The sequence below is a fragment of the Roseivirga sp. AWQ4_251 genome (assembly GCF_056158225.1).
The window spans coordinates 1,099,856-1,118,831 of record NZ_JBSWSW010000002.1 but is presented as its reverse complement, the minus strand read 5'-3'; the positions used below and the strand labels follow the sequence as shown (position 1 = coordinate 1,118,831).

7 protein-coding genes are annotated in these 18,976 nt (G+C 39.3%); 3 read left to right on the top strand and 4 right to left on the bottom strand.

What is annotated here, in order from left to right; all coding sequences use genetic code 11:
• Positions 1 to 18: 18 nt before the first annotated feature.
• From ACXACJ_RS18980 to ACXACJ_RS18965, 4 genes are all read right to left on the bottom strand, one after another.
• A complete protein-coding gene (locus tag ACXACJ_RS18980; protein ID WP_475135997.1) occupies positions 19 to 3,372 on the bottom strand; it encodes a VCBS repeat-containing protein in 3,354 nt (1,117 codons plus the stop codon).
• Positions 3,372 to 6,713, bottom strand: a complete 3,342-nt coding sequence (locus ACXACJ_RS18975; protein ID WP_475135996.1) for a VCBS repeat-containing protein — start codon at positions 6,711 to 6,713, stop codon at positions 3,372 to 3,374. Before ACXACJ_RS18975 ends, ACXACJ_RS18980 begins: the two co-directional genes overlap by 1 nt.
• A gap of 108 nt (positions 6,714 to 6,821) precedes the next feature.
• On the bottom strand, positions 6,822 to 8,333 hold the full coding sequence (locus ACXACJ_RS18970; protein ID WP_475135995.1) for a RagB/SusD family nutrient uptake outer membrane protein: 1,512 nt from the start codon (positions 8,331 to 8,333) through the stop codon (positions 6,822 to 6,824).
• An 11-nt stretch (positions 8,334 to 8,344) separates the two neighbouring features.
• A complete protein-coding gene (locus ACXACJ_RS18965; protein WP_475135994.1) occupies positions 8,345 to 11,434 on the bottom strand; it encodes a SusC/RagA family TonB-linked outer membrane protein in 3,090 nt (1,029 codons plus the stop codon).
• A gap of 362 nt (positions 11,435 to 11,796) precedes the next feature.
• Here ACXACJ_RS18965 and ACXACJ_RS18960 point away from each other — a divergent pair, with 362 nt between their 5' ends.
• The 3 genes from ACXACJ_RS18960 (at position 11,797) to ileS (ending at position 18,976) form a co-directional block, all read left to right on the top strand.
• Positions 11,797 to 13,116, top strand: coding sequence for a deoxyguanosinetriphosphate triphosphohydrolase (locus ACXACJ_RS18960; RefSeq protein ID WP_475135993.1), 1,320 nt, complete (start codon positions 11,797 to 11,799; stop codon positions 13,114 to 13,116).
• 73 nt (positions 13,117 to 13,189) lie between these two features.
• Positions 13,190 to 15,631 carry an efflux RND transporter permease subunit gene (locus tag ACXACJ_RS18955; protein WP_475135992.1) on the top strand — a complete coding sequence of 814 codons (2,442 nt, stop codon included), beginning with the start codon at positions 13,190 to 13,192 and terminating at the stop codon, positions 15,629 to 15,631.
• 39 nt (positions 15,632 to 15,670) lie between these two features.
• Positions 15,671 to 18,976, top strand: a complete 3,306-nt coding sequence (ileS, locus tag ACXACJ_RS18950) for an isoleucine--tRNA ligase (protein ID WP_475135991.1) — start codon at positions 15,671 to 15,673, stop codon at positions 18,974 to 18,976.

Below are 18,976 nucleotides of genomic sequence, written 5' to 3'. Positions count from 1 at the left end.
GATTTTCAAAAAATTATATTATTTAACTTCTGTCAACGGAACAGTTTTGTCCTTATAACTAATTACTTGAGCCAAATCGTTGTTTTTGGCGAGAATGTAACAAACTCTTCCATTTATAATAATCTTGGCTACTTTTCTAACTTCTCCTCTAATGCTCAAATTACCTAAAGAAGAAGTTGCCATATCACCCTGCTTGTTGATGCTTAACATATGACCGAAGTCGGCATCGTATGTTCCCATCTCTATATTGTTTGGATAAAAATTCCCTGCTGTAAAAACTTCAGGTTTGCCATCGCCATCGAAATCTCCAAAAGCTGAAGTTTCTATAGATGAGAATTGAAGTTGATCGGGTAGAGATTTTTCTTCAAAAGTGCCATCACCATTATTTACTAGTAGTACACTTTGAGAATTATCAACGGAATATTTGATGGCACTTTCTAACTTTTCTTTTCCGAAAAGTTCTTCCAAACTGGCCGATGCCATGTCCTTGGCATATAGGTATTTCTTCTTTAGTGAAACCAGTCTTTTGGTTAGGTCGGCATGTGTGGCAAATGGTGTTTCTACTCCATCAATTAAATAAGTAATGATTTGCTCTTTTCTACCATCACCATCAAAGTCATTGACATACATTTTTACAGGATGGTCTTTATCGGGGTTGAAACGATTATTGTTTCCAATGTTGCCTACCAGAATATCAATGTCTCCGTCTTGGTCATAGTCGTTTGGAGCTACAAAGTTCCACCAGCCCTTAGAGAGCGAAATATTCGACTGTGAAAGTTTACCTTCATTATTGGTGAAAAGCTTGATATGATCCCAATCCATGGCCAAGATCAAATCATTGTCTCCATCATTATCAACATCTACCCAACTGCCACCAGTAACCATCCCTATATTGGACAAATCAGAAGCAATTTGGGCTGTTTGATCTTCGAACTTACCATTTCCTTTGTTAATGAAAATGTAAGAATTTGGGATTTCACCAAATGTATTAGGAGTTGCCCTCCCTCCAAAGAAAAAGTCGACCAGTCCATCATTATTGATATCGGTTGGTAGAACACAGGAAGCTGTGATATATGCGTTTGGAAAGGCATCTTGAGATCGTGAAAAGTTGCCTTTGCCATCGTTTAAGTAAAGTCTTTGAAGCAAATATTCACTTTTACCACTGTATTCGTTACCGCCAGAGGCTATTACTAAGTCCAAATCACCATCATTGTCCACATCAACTAATTTGGCATCAACATCTTCGTATATGCTGTCCGTTTTATAGAATTCTTGGTTGTGATGAGTAAAGGTTCCGTTTTTTTCTTGAGTATAAAATACAGCTCTTTCTCTTTTTGCTCCACCAAAGAAAACGTCCTCGGTACCATCTCCATTTATATCGCCAACTGCTAGAGCAGGGCCTTCTTTGGATACCATATAAGGAATGAGAGGTTCTCTGTTGAACTCTACAAAATCATTTTCCTTGTGTTCGAAATTAAGGTTTGTATTAGCGGTTAAATCATCAAATTTAAAAGTACTATTAGCTCTTGAATTGAAAATGCTGAAGTCGAATTGTGGGAGTCCAGCCTTCCAAACCAAAGATGAAGGTTTATTATATTCTGGCTTAATTTCTTGATAAGTTCTATCAGGCCAGATTAAATATACTTTTTCTACATCAGAGCTTTGGCCAACTCCTAAGTGGAGTGATCCTAGTGAACTTGATTGAAAACCTCTAACCGCATAGTTTTCGCTGTTTAGAATTTGACCGTCTTTTTTTACAACTACCAATCGGGCACCAATAGCATTGAGGTTTTTGGCCGATCCTTTTAGGTTAAGGATTATACTTTCGCCTTTATTTCCTTCTTTTTTATTGCTTAGGTTTCTGTATACAAAAGGTTCCTCATCAATATTATTCACCACAATATCTAAGTCGCCATCGTTGTCTAAATCGGCAAAAATGGCTCCATTAGAATAACTATCCTCATTACCTGCAATGTGATTGGCAATATCTTTAAACTTCAAATTACCTTGATTATGGAAGAATTTATTCGGGATTTTAATCTGTGGCATTTTCTCAATAACCTTCAAATCTTCATCATTCAGGGCTTCTCCGGTTTGACTCTTCATTTGAGCTTCTTGATTACTGAGTTGAAAGTTTGCATAATCGATGTCGTTCATCCTTCTAGGAATACCATTGCTAATAAATAGATCTTTGTAGCCATCGTTATCAAAGTCGGCAAAAAGGGGAGCCCACGACCAGTCGGTAGCATATACCCCCGAAAACATGGCTATTTCGCTAAACGTGCCATCCCCATTGTTGAGTTGGAGATTATTTCTGGCAAACTGGCGATTATAGCCAAACCTCACTTTAAATTGGAAAATATCGTAGCCATCTTCTCCGAGAGATTTTTTCAGGATGTCACGGTCTGAGGGTAACATGTCTAAAGAAACAACTTCGGTTTGACCGTCATTATTGATATCGCCCATATCTACACCCATCGAAAACCTGCTGGTGTGCATCATCTGATCGGTAAGAACTTCTTTAAATGTCCCGTCTTGTTGATTTATGTATAGGTAATCATTCTCGTGAAAATCATTGCCAATGTAAATATCTGGCCATCCATCGTTGTTAATATCGCCTGTAACAACTCCAAGTCCATAGCCAATTACGGTACTTTTAATACCTGCTTCGGTTGTAACATCAACAAAATTGCCATTGTCATTTCGCAGCAATTTATCTCCTGATTTAGGATCAACTTTACCTTCGAAACTTGCTCTTTGCCCGAAAGTACCGTTTTGATGAAGGGAATGATTGAGTTGGAACATATCTAAATCTCCGTCTCCATCATAATCAAAAAAAGTGGCTTGAGTTGAAAAACCGACCAAATCCAAGCCATATTGAATAGCTTGATTTTCATATTTAGGAATACCATTTTCTATTCCGGTGCACACATAAAGTTGGTTTACGCTTGTAAGTATTTCGTAGTCTCCAATTTCAGAAACATATATGTCTAAAAGACCATCATTGTTGATGTCGATTACTGAAGCGCCCGTAGTCCAATTGTTGGTGCCTTTTACTCCTGCTTTTTCCGTTATATCATCAAACTCCATGTTGCCTTTGTTCAGGAACATTTTGTTTTCACCCATATTGGCGGTAAAGTAGAGGTCTATCAGGCCATCATTATTAAAATCGCCCGCAGCCAATCCTCCACCGTTAAAAAAATACATGTAATTAAGCACATTAAGCTCTCCGGATTGTTTGGGTTCATTGATAAAGCTCAGGTGAGTTTTGCTTGATGTTAACATCTCAAACTGAGCATCCTTATCAGTGCTACAACCCAGTACAAATGCCGCACATAGGGCTATTGAAGCTTTTTTAAGGTTGTTTACCATTATTCGTTTTTCAATATTTTAGTAGTTTTCTTTAAAAGAACCGGCTCTTTGTCGTTAATAGAGAAGAGCAAGTGTAGGTTTCCATTTATCTCTAAAGGGAGAATTTGCTTAATATCCCCTCTTATTTTTATTCCTGATTCATTGGAAGAAATCAATTTAAACTTACCTCCTCCTTGATTGATGAGAACTTGTCCGTAGCTCGCATCAAGCTTGGAATACTGAGGAAGAAAATCTGTAAAATTGCCGCCAAGTACCAAGTCAGGTAATCCATCATCATTCAAGTCGCCTGAATGAATGGCTTGAACATTGGATATTTGAGTTTGTGCTGGTAGGGCTTTTACAGTAAATTGATTATTACCATTATTTATGGCTATGGCTGATTTGAAATAATTGGCAGTTTTAACATCAGCTTTGCTGATAGCCTCTTCGGTAAATAAATCTTGAATAGATTTGGTAGCATATTCTTCGTGCTTAAGATTCTGCTTTTTTAACAAAGGCAGTTGATCGGTCAACTCCTTTTTCAACGTTAATGGCATGTCTTTACCATCAATCGTTCTGGTCATAATTTTCTCAGTGGTTCCATTTCCATCAAAGTCCGACACCCATAATTTAGCAGGCTCATCTTTAGAAGCAGTAAAGAAGAAGTTCTCACCTCTATTTCCCATTACTAAATCCAAATCTCCATCATTATCAACATCTACAGTTTTAATACTGTACCACCAACCATGATAATCGTTTAGGTTAGATTGGACTGACGTAATCTGTTTCCCTTCTACTTTGAATACTTTAGGAGACATCCATTCACCAATAATGATCAGTTCATTTTTATTATCGCCATCAATATCTGCGAATGTAGCATCCGTTACCATTCCCAGATCTTTAAATTCAGAGGCTCTTCTTACGGTTACGTCTGTAAAGTTTCCTTTTCCATCGTTTTCGTATAGATAGCTTCGCGGTGTTACTCCATATTTGATAGGAACGCTTCTGCTACCAATAAATAGATCGAGATCTCCATCTTCATCGTAATCGAGCGCAATGGCAACAGCTGTGTTGACTTTATCTTCGGTAAAAGTGTTTTTTCTTTGTGAGAAGCTTCCTTTGTTATTGATGTAAAGTCGATCTTCAAGTTGTGGGCTGTTTTCTTGAAAATGATTTCCCCCAGAGCCTACAAAAATATCCAAATCTCCATCTCCATCAGCATCGAAAAGTGTTATGGCTGTGTCTTCATATAGGTCACTTCCTGGTAATTCAATGGCTGAATTAGCAGTGAAACCCTTACTATTTTGAAAGTAAACTTTGGTGAATTGTTTATTTGCACCAGCGATTACTAAATCTTCCAGACCATCACCATTAATATCTCCTTTACTAACTTTTGGTCCCTCTTTAGAGAGCATTTTTATGATTAAACCTTCATTATAGAAGTCAATTTGAGTGTCTTCGGTGTGCTTGTCAATACCATTATTGACTTCAGTAAATAATGGATCACTTTTATGAGCAGGAGCAGATTTTAGTGCTTGTTTTTCGAGTGACGCATAATTGATAGTCAAAGTGGAATCGGTAGGAGGGGAAAGCAGGGTGCTCTGTGTTTGATTAGGCCAAATGAATACAAGTGAATCCACTTTTGGATTTTTACCAAGTCCAAAAAGAACTGGAAAATCTACTGAAGACTGAAACCCACGGTTTGGAATAAGTTGACTGAATTGGACTCCTTCTGAAGAATAAAGATAGACCTTAGTTCCTACGGCATTAAGATTAGGTTTTTCACCCTTAATTTTAAGTTTCAAGTAGTGATTACCTGAAAGGTCACTGTTGTTTTTTATTACAAATGACTTTTGGTTTAGGTTGTTCACCACTAAATCCAAGTCGCCATCATTGTCAAGGTCCGCATATGCTGCTCCATTGGAAAAGCTAGGAACATCTAAACCTTGACTCTCTTCTTGAGAAGTAAAGGTCAAGTCGTGATTGTTGATGTAAAACTTGTTGAGTTGTGGGTTAGACGGAATTTTTTCAAGAACGTTCTCCATTTTCTCTTTCACCCCAGTGAGAACCATTTTCTGAACTACGTCATTTGCAAAGAAGTCCATAAAGTCTTGGTCTGTTTGGTCCTGATAAACACCATTACTGATATAAATATCTCTGTAGCCGTCATTGTCTGCATCAAAAAGTAAAGCTCCCCAGCTCCAGTCTGATGCTGCAACTCCACTCATCCATGCTATTTCGCTAAACGTGCCATCGTTATTATTTAATTGAAGCGTGTTTTGCATGAATTGATAGTAGAAATCTCGCTGAAGTTTGAGTTGGTGAACATTATATCCATCGAAAAGGCTTTTGGTTTTCAGTCGTTTATCTGTTTCGGGCAACATCTCCGTTACAAATATTTCAGGGTGTCCATCATTGTTAATGTCGGCCATGTCGGCTCCCATAGACGCTAAGCTGATATGGCCAACCCTTTCCTTAATGTCTTCCTTAAAAGTCCCGTTTTGTTGATTGATATAGAGGTAATCTCTTTCAAAAAAATCATTAGAAATGTAAATGTCAGGCCATTGGTCCTCATTCACGTCTCCTATGGTTATGCCTAAACCGAAACCGATCAGGCTTCCATAAATACCAGCTTCTTTACTTACATCAACGAACTTGCCGTTGTCATTTCTCATAAGTTTATCTCCACCACCTTTAACGAAATCCTTAACGTCCCAATCTTCAGCATATAAATTTCTTTTGTTTTGGTAATTCAGAGTATTTACGGGAATAAAGCTATTGTTCAGTATGTAGGCATCTAAATCTCCATCTAAATCATAGTCAAAAAATGCTGCGTGTGTGGTGAGGCCGTTGTCGTTTAAACCATATTCTTTTGCTTTTTCAGTAAAGGTGAGATCTCCATTATTAATAAAAAGTTCATTTTCTAAGTCTCCGTCTTCGGTAAAACCAGAGTTGCTTACGTAAATATCCAAATAGCCATCTTGGTTTATATCTACCATAGAAACCCCGGTACTCCATGCTTTTGATCCTTGAACTTTGGCATTGTTAGTAATGTCTTGAAATTCAAGATTACCCTTATTTAAGTAAAGCTTGTTAGGTTTTTGATTTCCTGTGAGGTAGATGTCAGGCAGTCCATCATTATTTACATCTCCAATCGCTACGCCTCCGCCATTATAAAAATTTCTATAGCTAAAAATGTTGAATTTGGCTTTGTTTTCAATATCGTTTGAGAAGTCAACCCCAGTGTCCTTTTCTGACAGGACATCAAAAAGTTTAAGTGAAGTGTCTTCCTTTTCGGGTTGATTTTGACAAGAGAAAACAAAAAGTAATGGCCAAATTAAAAATCCAGTTTTGAGCCTCATTTTTTGGTATTTAGATTCTGTTGAAGTTATTAAAACTAGGTGCTAAGAGCAAAAATAAAGGTAGTCCAATTGGACTACCTTTATTAAATTTTCTAAAGGATTACGCTTTTAGTATCCTTCGTTCTGTACAAGGTTAGGATTGGTACTAACAGCTACAGAAGGAATTGGGAATTTGGTTCTGAAAGTCTCTGTTACGTCTTTCATTGGCCAAGTGTCAGCGAATACACCAAATCTGATTTGGTCATTTCTTCTCCATCCTTCGATGTAAAGTTCTCTACCTCTTTCATCAAGAAGATCTTGCATTGTTACGCTTGGAAGAGGCGTAGCATCTCTCAATACTCTTAATTCATTAACTAAAGCTAAAGCGGTTTCAGAACTTGATCCGCCACGGGCAATAGCTTCAGCTTTCATAAGGTGTGCATCAGCATATCTAAATAGAATTAAGTGAGAAGCATAAGAACCATTATCTGGGTGGTATTTGATAAGACGAATACCATTTCTCTCATTATTACCTGCTAAACCAGGGAAAGTCTTGGTGTACACTAAAGGATTACCAGATCTATCTGTCAAGGGATTACCTGTTCCATTGATATCGTACTGTAATCCTACAAGGAATCCATATCCAAGATTATCCGTTGGCACAAATCCTCTTCTTTCTTCCTGACCCATTCCTGGAGCATTTGAATCTGAAGGGCCTTCAAATAGGTTATAGAATTCTGCAGTGGTACTGAATCCATTCCATCCACCACCAGTGTTATCTGGAGGTCTCACATTGTAGTGCAAGCTGTTCCAAATTCTATTACCTACAGATGTTGCCGCCCAGAAAATTGTTTCTGAGTTTACATCTGGAGCAAAAATGTCGAAGAAACCGTCATGAAGACCAAATCCTTCATCCTGAATAGCATCAACGGCATCAACTACTTTGGTCATGTCTGCCGCTTGAGGTTCGCCACCTAAGTAAACATTTTTATTCAAGTATAACTTGGCTAATAGGAATTGAGCAGAAGCTTTAGACGCAAATCTTGTTTGATCACTTGGCCCTACTGAAGGTAAATTTGGAATTGCATCATTCAGGTCACTAAGAATAAAATCGAATGCTTCCTGTCCCGAATAAACAATCGGATTGAAATCCACGCCATCATTAACATCTCTGTAAGGAATTTGACCCCACAAATCCAGGATCAAAAACATATTATATGCTCTTAGGAATTTAGCAGCAGCAATTTGTTCAGTATTAGCGCCACTAGCTGGAGCTAATACTTGGTTTAGCTGGAATACGTTAGAGTTCAGGTTATTCCAAGTGCTAAGAACGTGGGCATGGGTTGCATCCCAAGTATGCTGATGTAAAGTTCTCCAAACTCCGTTATCACCCCAGTCAGTTCCCCTAGTAGGAACAAGAAGCTCGTCAGAAGTTACCTCTAATAAAGCGTATAAATTAGCTTGATCGCCAAACCCATTGATTCTGTTATAGGCTGAAGTAATCCCTTCCGAAGGGTCTACGCCACTAAACTCACCTGAAGATGATTCAATGATAACAGAATCCAATTCTTCTACTTCTAAATCGGTACATGCCCAGAAGAAAAGAGGCATTACCAAAAGTAATGAAGTTATTTTTTTCATTTTCATATCAATTAAAATGTTGCGTTAAGACCTAAAGTGAAAGTTCTTGCTCTTGGGTAAGAAGTATAGTCAATACCTAAAGAAGGAACACCATTGATACTTCCATCGGTGTTTACTTCAGGGTCTAAGCCTGAATAACCTGTGATTAGGAATAAGTTTTGAGCAATTACTGAAAGTCTAACAGTCTTAAGGAATGAAGAAGCTCCCAAGTTGAAATTATAACCTGCAGAAAGGTTTTGCACTCTCATGAAATCTCCTTTTTCAAGAAATCTAGTAGATACATCAGGTGCATTTACTGGAGCCTCACCAGTATAAGGAACACTAGTAGTTACATTTTTACCATTTGATAGAGCACCTGCTGTAAAGAATGCGTTAGCGGTATTGTTGTATACATAATGACCAAATTGTCCATTCATATACACAGCCATATCAAAGTTTTTGTATTTGAAACTTGTAGAGAAACCTACATTATACTTAGGAATCGGTGATTTGCCCAAGAATTGCTGAACATCACCGCCTTCATACTGAGAAAGACCATTTTGATCATAACCGATAAAGTCTCTTAAGTAGTAAGCGAATAAAGGCTGGTTATTGGCTACACGTTGAGCGAATGCTCCAGAAAGGCCTTGACCTCTAATAGCTCCTGTATTTAGATCAGCACCCTTGTAGTTTTCAACCATGTTCTTATTATAAGAAACATTGGCATTAACATTCCAAGAAACATCAGCTTGATCGATGAGTAAATAATCAAGAGTTAACTCTACTCCTTTATTAATTACGTTCGCGTCTAGGTTTCTATAGATAAAGGCTTGAGATGCTGGTTGGGCATAAATAACCAACATCAACAAGTCGGTAGTATTTTTATTATAGTAATCAACAGTTCCTGATAATCTGCCATCGAAGAAACCGAAGTCAAGACCCACATTAATTTGGCTAGTTTGTTCCCACTGAAGATCTCCGTTTGCATTCGCAACGTTGTCTAAAGCTGGACGGTTTTGAATATTTCCGTCATCTCCAATTCCAACCCCACCATAACGCTGTCTGTTTTGGTGAACATTGTGAGGGATTTCTTGATTACCAGTAACACCATATCCTAATCTTAATTTCAAGTTAGAGAATGCTTCAGGGATAAAGTCTTCTTCAGAAAGTCTCCAAGCTGCTGCTACAGAAGGGAAATAACCATATTTGTTATCAGAACCAAATTTGGTAGAACCATCAGCACGGAAAGTTGCTGTTAGAAGGTACTTTTCGGCAATGTTATAATTAGCTCTGAAGAAATAAGATTGAAGTTCATCTTCATTTTCTGAAAGACCTTCAGAAAGAGAAGTTACATATTTGGTTGGTGAGCCATCAACATTCAAAGTTTGTGGTGTTGGGAAAAGTTGATTAATGAAGAACTCATCATTGTCATAACCAAAATTCTGATAAGGTTGAGTGATAGCCGCTCTTGCATTATCTGCAGATCTTTGAAGATCGTTGATCATAGCGTCTGCACTTGGGTCAGAGAAACCAAAGCCTTGTACATAAGAATTCTGATAATGGAATTTTTGATAAGAGTAACCAGCTAAAGCACTGAATTTTCCATTTCCAATTTCTTTACTGTAGTTAAAGAAAGCTTCCAAAAGTCTGCTATAAGTCTCTTGAGTATTGATGGCAGCTCTACCGTTGCCAAATACACCAGAAGTACCCGTATTCAATCTTGGTGAATAAGCTTGTCTTCTAACACCAGTAGCATCGTCAAGACCTACATTGACTTTAAAGTTCAAATCTGAAGTGATGTCATATCCTGCAGAAAGGTTAATTAAACTTCTGTCAGTTTCAGATTTATCACCAACGTATTTCAAAAAGGCAAGAGGGTTAGCAACTCCTGAAATTTGAGTGTCGGCAAACCCTGGAATAGTTGGGTTAGAGAAATAAGTAGCACCCAAAAGGTCACCTTCAAATCCTGCATCATTGGTTACGGCTACACCTCTATCATTAATTCTTGATATAGTAACCTGCGCACCTAAAGTTAACTTGTCGTCAAGCATTTTGTGATTCCAGTTTAAACGAGCATTATATCTCTCCATGCTGGAATTGTTAATAATACCTTCTTGGTCGTTGTAGCCAAGTGACACTCTAAAGTCACCGTGGTTGTAGCTATTTGCATAAGAAAGGTCATGCTTATGAGAGGCAGCCGTTCTGAAAACTAAATCTTGCCAATCTGTATTAGCACCAAAATCAACTGCATTTGGGTCTCCTCCAAATCTTTCCACATTCTCTAAAAATTCATCTCTTTTTAAAAGATCGAATCTTCTTGCAATTTGGCCAATACTTAAAGAACTAGAATATTCCACTTTAGCAGCTGCACCTTTACCACTTTTAGTAGTAATGATTACCACACCGTTTGCTCCCCTAGATCCATAAATAGCAGTTGCAGAGGCATCTTTAAGGATGTCAATACTTGCAATATCATTAGGGTTAATAAAGTTTAATGGATTTCGAGCAGAGCTACCTCCGGAACCAAAATTGGCTCCACCAGGAGTTACATCACCGCCAGACAACGGAATACCATCAACCACGAAAAGAGGGTTGTTTCCGTTTCTTACAGATGAAGTACCTCTAATACGGATGTTTACACCAGAACCAGGTTCACCACTGGCTGAAGTAATTTGAACACCAGCAGACTTACCTTGGATTAGTTGTTCTGGAGAAGCAATAACACCTCCATTAAAGTCTTCTGCTTTAATAGACTGAACAGCACCCGTAGCATCTTTAGCCTCTACTTGGCCATAACCAACAACAATTACTTCATCCAAAGATGTAACGTCTGGTTGTAAGGTTACATCAATAGTAGTTTGGGAACCAACGGTTACTTCTTGAGAAATGTAACCAATAAATGAAAATACCAATACATCGGTGTTACTCACCTGTATGGTATACTTTCCGTCAATGTCGGTAGGGGTACCTCTTGTGGTGCCTTTTACCATGACGTTTACACGCGGGATGCCTAAGCCATCATCCCCTCCCGTTACTTTTCCAGTAACGGTCTTTTGCTGTGCCATTAGTGAGCCTTGCAAACCCACTAATAGCACTAGCAACACTAGTAAAAACTTTTTCATACAATCATTTTTAATTTTAACGGTTCATAGCCCCGCAAAGGGCCAGAAAGTGCAATCGAATGCACAAAGTACAATTATAGATTTTCTTTCAAGTATTCTACAAAACAAAATGTACGCAAACGATTGCAAATTCGCATGTTTTATCGAATGTTATTTGTTTATCGACCACATCAATTCAGTGAAAATTTGTAATTGTTCAATGAAATCCGATTATAATTCGGTTTTGAAAAACATTTGAAATGTAAAGTTTTGAAAGCTCTACTTCACAAAATTGTACAACCATACCTTGAAGAAACCCTTAGTTGAATTTTGATGGTTTTTTTGACTTTTAACTAAAACCTTGAAAGTGTAGCTTTACGGCAATGGAATGGACACAACTTTTAGCACAGGGATCGCCTAATTTTCAACAAAATCAAACACGAACGGTATTCGATCGTGATTTTGATAGAATTATATTTTCACACCCTTTTAGAAAGTTGCAGGATAAAACTCAGGTTCATCCGTTGCCCGAACAAGACTTTGTTCATACTCGCCTTACGCATAGTTTAGAAGTTTCGAGTGTTGGCCGATCGCTTGGAAGATTGGTGGGTGCAAAATTGTTGGAGAAGTACAAAGATCTTTCGGAAATTCTAACCCCTCACGATTTTGGCGCCATAGTGGCTGCGGCCTCTTTGGCTCACGATATTGGCAATCCTCCTTTTGGCCACTCTGGTGAATCAAGCATTTCAGACTTTTTCAAAATCCATGAACAAGATTTTAGGCCTTTATTTAATGAAGCCGAGTGGGAGGACTTGATCAACTTTGAAGGTAATGCTCAGGGCTTTCGTTTATTGAGCAAATCGGGTTATCAAGGGCTAAAGTTGACGGCTCCTACATTGGCCGCTTTTACAAAATACCCACGTCCTGCCAAAATTCCTCATCGAGATAAGGCCAGAAGAAGCCAAAAGAAGTTCGGTTTTTATACTTCGGAAAAAGAGGAATTTCAGGCCTTGGCCGAAGAATTAGGGCTTGTAAAGCTAGCCGATGAGCAATGGTGCCGCCACCCATTAGCTTTTTTGGTAGAGGCCGCTGATGATATCTGCTACCATATTATTGATTTGGAAGATGGCTGCAATCTGGGTTTGGTCGATTATTCACAAACCGTTTCACTTCTGGCGAATATCATTGGCGATAGATTTCAACCAGAGAAGCTGGAATCCATCCCTTCAATCAAAGAAAGAATTGGCGTTTTACGTGCTTTAGCCATCAATCAACTGATTGACGAGTGTGTGAAACTATTTATGGAGAAAGAAACGGAATTACTTTCCGCTGAATTCGATATTTCATTGACGGATGAAATTCCTTCAAAAGCGGCTTTGGCCGAAATTATTGGCGTTTCTGTTGAGAAAATTTACCGAAGCCGAGCGGTGGTTGAAACCGAAGCTGCGGGTTACAAAGTTTTGAATGGATTGCTGGCCGTATTTATTCCGGCTACAATCGCTTCTTTTCAAGGTCAACTTCAGCCTAGAGACAAAACCTACTTCAGGTTACTTCCTTTAGAGACTCAACACGAAATTAAAGAAGCTTCTTCCTTATATTTGGCGCTTCGTGCTGTGCTCGATTATGTAGCAGGCATGACAGACACCAACGCGCTTAACCTTTATCGAAAAATTATGGGCATTTCGCTGCCCGGAGCAAGATGATCGAATGGCATAAAATGGTCATAATCATCTCGCTAAGAACGGATTTCTATTACCTTTGTGGTCTTGTTTAAAAATGTGGTCTAAACTTCCCCATATCGTACTGAAATACAGGCTCCTCCTGATGATTTCGCTGTTCATTTTTACCGTGTTCATGGGCTTCATGGCACGAAATGTAAAAATGGCATTCAACTTTAATACTGCAGTTCCAAGCACTGATGAGAACTATAAGTACTTCATGGATTTTAAGAAGAACTTTGGTGAGGATGGAAACATTCTGGTGCTAGGAGTTAAAGATAGTGCTCTTTACGAGCTCAAGAATTTTCAGGAATACATCGATCTGAATAATGAATTAGCGGCTGTGGAGGGTATTACCAATGTAATTTCCTTAGCCACATTAAAAAAGATTGTCAAAAACACGGATGATAGAAGTTTTGAGCTTGAAGACTTGATAAAGTCGAGGCCGGAGAATCAAAACCAGCTCGATTCCATTTTGGCCGATGCGCTCAACCTAAAATATTATAGTGGGCAAATGATGAATGTAGAGAATGGCGCTACACTCATTTTAATCACTATGGATAGAGAAGTGCTCAACTCCAAACTTCGAAATGATGTAGTTGGGCATATCCAAAATATTGGTTCAAAGTTCACGAACGATACGGGCATAGAGCTTCATTATTCTGGAATGCCTTATGTAAGAACCGTGATGCAAGAGCTCACAGCCAAAGAGCTGAAGCTATTCATTGTGCTTTCCATCGGTATTACAGCACTAATTCTGTTCCTGTTTTTCCGTTCTTGGACGGCCGTGGTTTTCCCTCTAATTATTATTGGAGTAGTGGTTACCTGGGTACTAGGAACGGTCGGCATATTGGGCTACAACATTACAATTCTAACTGGGCTTATTCCTTCCATTATAATTGTAATCGGAATCCCGAACTCCATCTATCTGCTGAATAAATACCATCAAGAATTTGCCAAGCACGGCAATAAAATGCGTGCCCTAAGCTTGATGATCAGAAAAATTGGTTTGGTTACTTTAATCACCAATTCTACAACAGCTATTGGTTTCTTGGTTTTGGTAACTACCGATATTTCTTTGTTGAAGGAATTTGGACTTGTAGCCGGCATCAACATTCTGGCAACCTTCATTGTGAGTATGGTGCTAATTCCTGGTATTTTCTCATACTTACCAGCGCCAAAACCGAAACAGCTTAAACACCTTGAGTTTAAAATGATGGGTAAATTCCTTGTACTCTTGGATTTACTTGTTCACAGACACCGATATCGTGTTTTTGTGGTTACGCTTGCCATCGTAGTTATTTCAGTTATAGGTATTTCGAAACTCTATTCTGTGGCCTACATGGTCGATGATATTCCTGAAGAATCTAGATTGAAGCAAGACCTTTACTTTTTCGAAGAGAACTTCAGTGGAGTTATGCCATTGGAAATCATCATCGATTTCGGCAAACCGCGTTCCAGTATCAATGCCCGAAACCTGAGAAAGGTTGAGAGACTTCAAGATGGTTTGGATTCGATAGAGTTTGTTTCGCAGCCTATTTCTATCGTGAGTTTTGCTAAAGCTGTTCGTCAGGCCTATTATAATGGTGACCCAAGGCGTTACAGCTTGCCAAGCCCAAGTGACAGAACTGCGATTCTTGGTTACCTGAGCAACCAAAAGGACAGCAATAATCTACTGAGCAGTTTTGTAGATTCTACGGGGCAAGTAATGCGAGTTTCGCTTAAAACCTGGGACTTGGGTTCGGTAAAAATGGACTCATTAATTACGCAGGTAATTGAACCTAAAATCGATCAGGTTTTTGGTGAAGATGAAGATGTTAAAACCAGTGTAACAGGCTCAACGCTTCTTTTTGTAAAAGGAAATAAGTTTTTGATAGAAAACCTTCAAATGTCTTTGGTACTGGCCTTTGTAATTATTGCTATCATCATGGCCATTCTGTTCGCCAATGTGCGAATGATCATTATTTCACTAGTCCCTAACTTTATTCCGTTACTGGTTACAGCAGGAATAATGGGCTATTGGGGAATTCCATTAAAGCCGAGTACAGCACTTATCTTCAGTATCGCCTTTGGAATTTCAGTCGATGATTCTATCCACTTCTTGGCCAAATATCGTCAAGAATTGTTCAGTCATAAATTCTTTGTGCCCATTGCCATAAGCAATAGTATTAAAGAAACTGGAGCAAGTATGCTCTATACCTCCATTGTCCTTTTCTTTGGGTTTATCATTTTCGTTTTCTCCGATTTTGGCGGTACGGTAGCCTTAGGTTTGCTAACCTCCATGACCTTGTTTTTTGCTATGATTACCAACCTAACCGTGCTGCCAGCGCTGTTGATGGTTTTTGATAGCGGTAAGAGGAACGAAAACAGCCATCCTTTGATTGAGCATTATGAGTTCTATATCGAAGATGAAGACGAAGAAATTGACACTCAAAATCTGTTGATCAAAACCAACGATCCATTCTTGGGTTCAACAGACAAAAATGAAAATAATTCCTAACCGTTAAGTCCACCTTAACCCTATAACAAAGGAGTAAAAGTGAAGAAGTACAACGAATACAAAAACCCGAATTATGCCGAAATAGGAGAGGAAATGCTCCAATTCTGGAAAGAGAATGGCATTTTCGAAAAATCTGTGAACGACAGAGAGGGTCAACCAACTTTCACCTTTTATGAAGGGCCTCCATCGGCCAACGGAACCCCAGGTATTCACCACGTAATGGCGCGTACGGTTAAGGATATTTTCTGCCGTTACAAAACCCAAAAAGGTTTTCAGGTAAAACGTAAAGGTGGTTGGGACACCCATGGTTTGCCTGTTGAGCTTCAGGTTGAAAAGGAATTGGGTATCAAAAAAGATGATATCGGGAAGAAGATTTCGGTTGAAGATTACAATCAAAAGTGCCGTGAGGCGGTAATGAAGTTCAAACACGAGTGGGACGATCTTACCGAGAAAATGGGCTATTGGGTAGATCTTGACGACCCTTATATCACTTTTGAAAAGGAATATATCGAAACCCTTTGGTCGTTGCTCAAAAGGCTTTACGATCAAGGCTTGCTCTACAAAGGCTATACAATTCAGCCTTACTCACCAGCTGCTGGTACTGGCCTTAGTTCTCACGAGTTGAATCAGCCTGGCACTTATCAAGATGTGAAGGACACTTCCATGACGGCCATGTTCAAAATAGAAGGAACTGAAAACGACTTCTTCTTAGCTTGGACTACAACGCCATGGACTTTGCCTGCCAATAACGGTTTGGCCGTTGGCGCTGGTGTGGAATATGTTAAAGTGAAAACCTTTAACCAATACACTTTTGAGCCAATCAATGTCATTTTAGCCAAAGATAGAATCTCTTACTACTTCAACGCTAAGGCTAAGGACATCAAGCTGGAAGATTACAAACCAGGTGATAAGTTGATTCCTTACCAAGTGCTTGAAAGCTATAAAGGCAAGGATTTAGCAGGCATGAGCTATGAGCAGCTGATGCCTTATATTCCGTTGGAAAAACCTGCCTTTACCGTAGTTGTGGGCGATTTTGTGACCACTGAAGACGGTACGGGAATCGTGCACATTTCCAAAACCTTTGGTGCGGATGACTACAGAACTTCTGTGCAAAACAACATGCCAGGTGTTTTTGTGAAAGACGAAGAAGGCAATGATGTGCCTATCGTGAATAAAGAAGGCAAGTACGTGAAAGAGATCACGGACTTTGCCGGAATGTACGTGAAAAACGAATATTACTCTGACGAAGAAAGACCTGAAAAATCGCTTGATGTTTTAATTTCAATTAAGTTGAAAGAAGAAAACAGGGCTTTTAAAGTAGAGAAATACGAACACTCATATCCACATTGTTGGAGAACCGATAAGCCAATTCTTTACTATCCATTGGATTCTTGGTTTATCAAAACCACAGCTTACAAGGATAAACTTGTTGAGCTGAACAAAACCATCAACTGGAAACCGGCTTCTACTGGTGAAGGTCGTTTTGGTAACTGGTTAGAAAACCTTGTGGACTGGAATTTGAGCCGTTCTCGCTATTGGGGAACTCCGCTTCCGATTTGGGTTTCAGAAGATAAAAAGGAGCAAAAATGCATTGGCTCTTTGGCTGAACTTAAAGCTGAAGTAGAAAAATCAATCGAGGCTGGTTACATGACCGAATCCATCGGTGATGATTTCGACTTACACCGACCATTCGTAGACGATGTGGTTTTGGTGAGCGAATCGGGTCAGAAAATGTTCCGTGAGCCGGATTTGATCGATGTTTGGTTCGATTCCGGAGCCATGCCTTATGCGCAGTGGCATTATCCGTTCGAAAATCAAGATATTTTCAAAAGTAATTTCCCAGCCGATTTCATTGCTGAAGGTGTAGACCAAACCCGCGGATGGTTCTTTACGCTTCACGCTTTAGCGGTTATGTTAGAAGGCAAAGTGGCCTTCAAAAACGTAATTGCAAATGGCTTGGTGCTCGATAAAAACGGCAATAAAATGTCCAAGCGATTGGGCAATGCCATCAATCCATTCGAAACCATTGCTCAGTATGGCCCGGATGCCACACGTTGGTATATGATTTCCAACGCGAATCCATGGGACAACCTGAAATTCAATATTGATGGTGTAGGCGAAGTACAAAGAAGGTTCTTCGGAACACTTCAAAACACTTACGCTTTCTTTGCGCTTTATGCCAATTTGGATGGCTTCACTTTCGAAGGTGAAGAAATTCCATTGAGCCAGAGACCAGAAAGTGACCGCTGGATTCTATCTCGCCTTAACAGTTTGATCCAAGATGTTGATCAAGCCTATGCGGATTACGAACCAACCAGAGCTTCGCGTATGGTGATGGATTTTGTAACCGATGAATTGAGTAACTGGTATGTGCGTTTGAACAGAAAACGTTTCTGGAAGGGCGATTACGACCAAGGGAAAAAGGCGGCTTACCAAACGCTTTACACTTGTTTGTTGACCGTGGCTAAATTGGGAGCTCCTGTAGCGCCATTCTACATGGAAAGGCTATATAAAGACTTGAATGAAGTTTCTGGAAAGGAAAATTTGGAGTCTGTGCATTTGGCCGATTTCCCTGTGGCCGATGAGGCTTTCATCAACAAGGATTTGGAGCAGCAAATGATATTGGCGCAAACTATTTCTTCGCTTACACACTCAATCCGTAAGAAAGAGAAAATCAAGGTTCGCCAGCCATTGACTAAGGTGATGGTGCCTGTTTTAGACGAAAAAACGAAGCAATACATTGAAGCCGTTCAGGATTTAATCATGACGGAAGTGAATGTAAAAGCTGTGGAATATATCGATGATGCTTCAGGCATTTTGGTGAAGAAAGTAAAACCGAACTTTAGAACCATTGGGAAGAAGTTTGGCCCTAAAGTAAAACTTGTATCGGCTGCGATAGCGGGTTGGGGGCCAGAACAAATCGCTCAGGTTGAAAGAAATGGAAGCATTGACATTGCCATTGAAAATGAAACCGTAAACCTTCTTTTAGAAGATGTGGAAATCAGCAGCGAAGATATTCCAGGTTGGTCTGTAGCTTCTGAAGGTAAAGTAACTGTGGCCTTGGATATTTCATTGACAGACGAACTTCGTCAAGAAGGCTTAGCGCGTGATTTTGTTAATCGTGTGCAGAACTTGAGAAAAGACATGGGACTTGACGTTCAAGATAAAATCAATGTCGTTGTTAAATCTTCGGATGCCTTTGTAGATGGAGCTTTGGTAGCTAATAAAGCCTACATCTGTGAAGAAACTCAAGCTTTGAGTTTAGAAATTGAGGCCAACGTTTCTGATGCGCAGAGCATCGAAATCGATGAATGGCAACTTGAACTGAAAATCACTGTTGCTTAA

Bases quoted from the DNA above. Each gene is read 5' to 3' on its own strand.
- ACXACJ_RS18965 (WP_475135994.1), bottom strand. From the start codon at position 11,434: ATGAAAAAGTTTTTACTAGTGTTGCTAGTGCTATTAGTGGGTTTGCAA.
- ACXACJ_RS18975 (WP_475135996.1), bottom strand. From the start codon at position 6,713: ATGAGGCTCAAAACTGGATTTTTAATTTGGCCATTACTTTTTGTTTTC.
- ACXACJ_RS18955 (WP_475135992.1), top strand. From the start codon at position 13,190: ATGTGGTCTAAACTTCCCCATATCGTACTGAAATACAGGCTCCTCCTG.
- ACXACJ_RS18970 (WP_475135995.1), bottom strand. From the start codon at position 8,333: ATGAAAAAAATAACTTCATTACTTTTGGTAATGCCTCTTTTCTTCTGG.
- ACXACJ_RS18960 (WP_475135993.1), top strand. From the start codon at position 11,797: ATGGAATGGACACAACTTTTAGCACAGGGATCGCCTAATTTTCAACAA.
- ACXACJ_RS18980 (WP_475135997.1), bottom strand. From the start codon at position 3,372: ATGGTAAACAACCTTAAAAAAGCTTCAATAGCCCTATGTGCGGCATTT.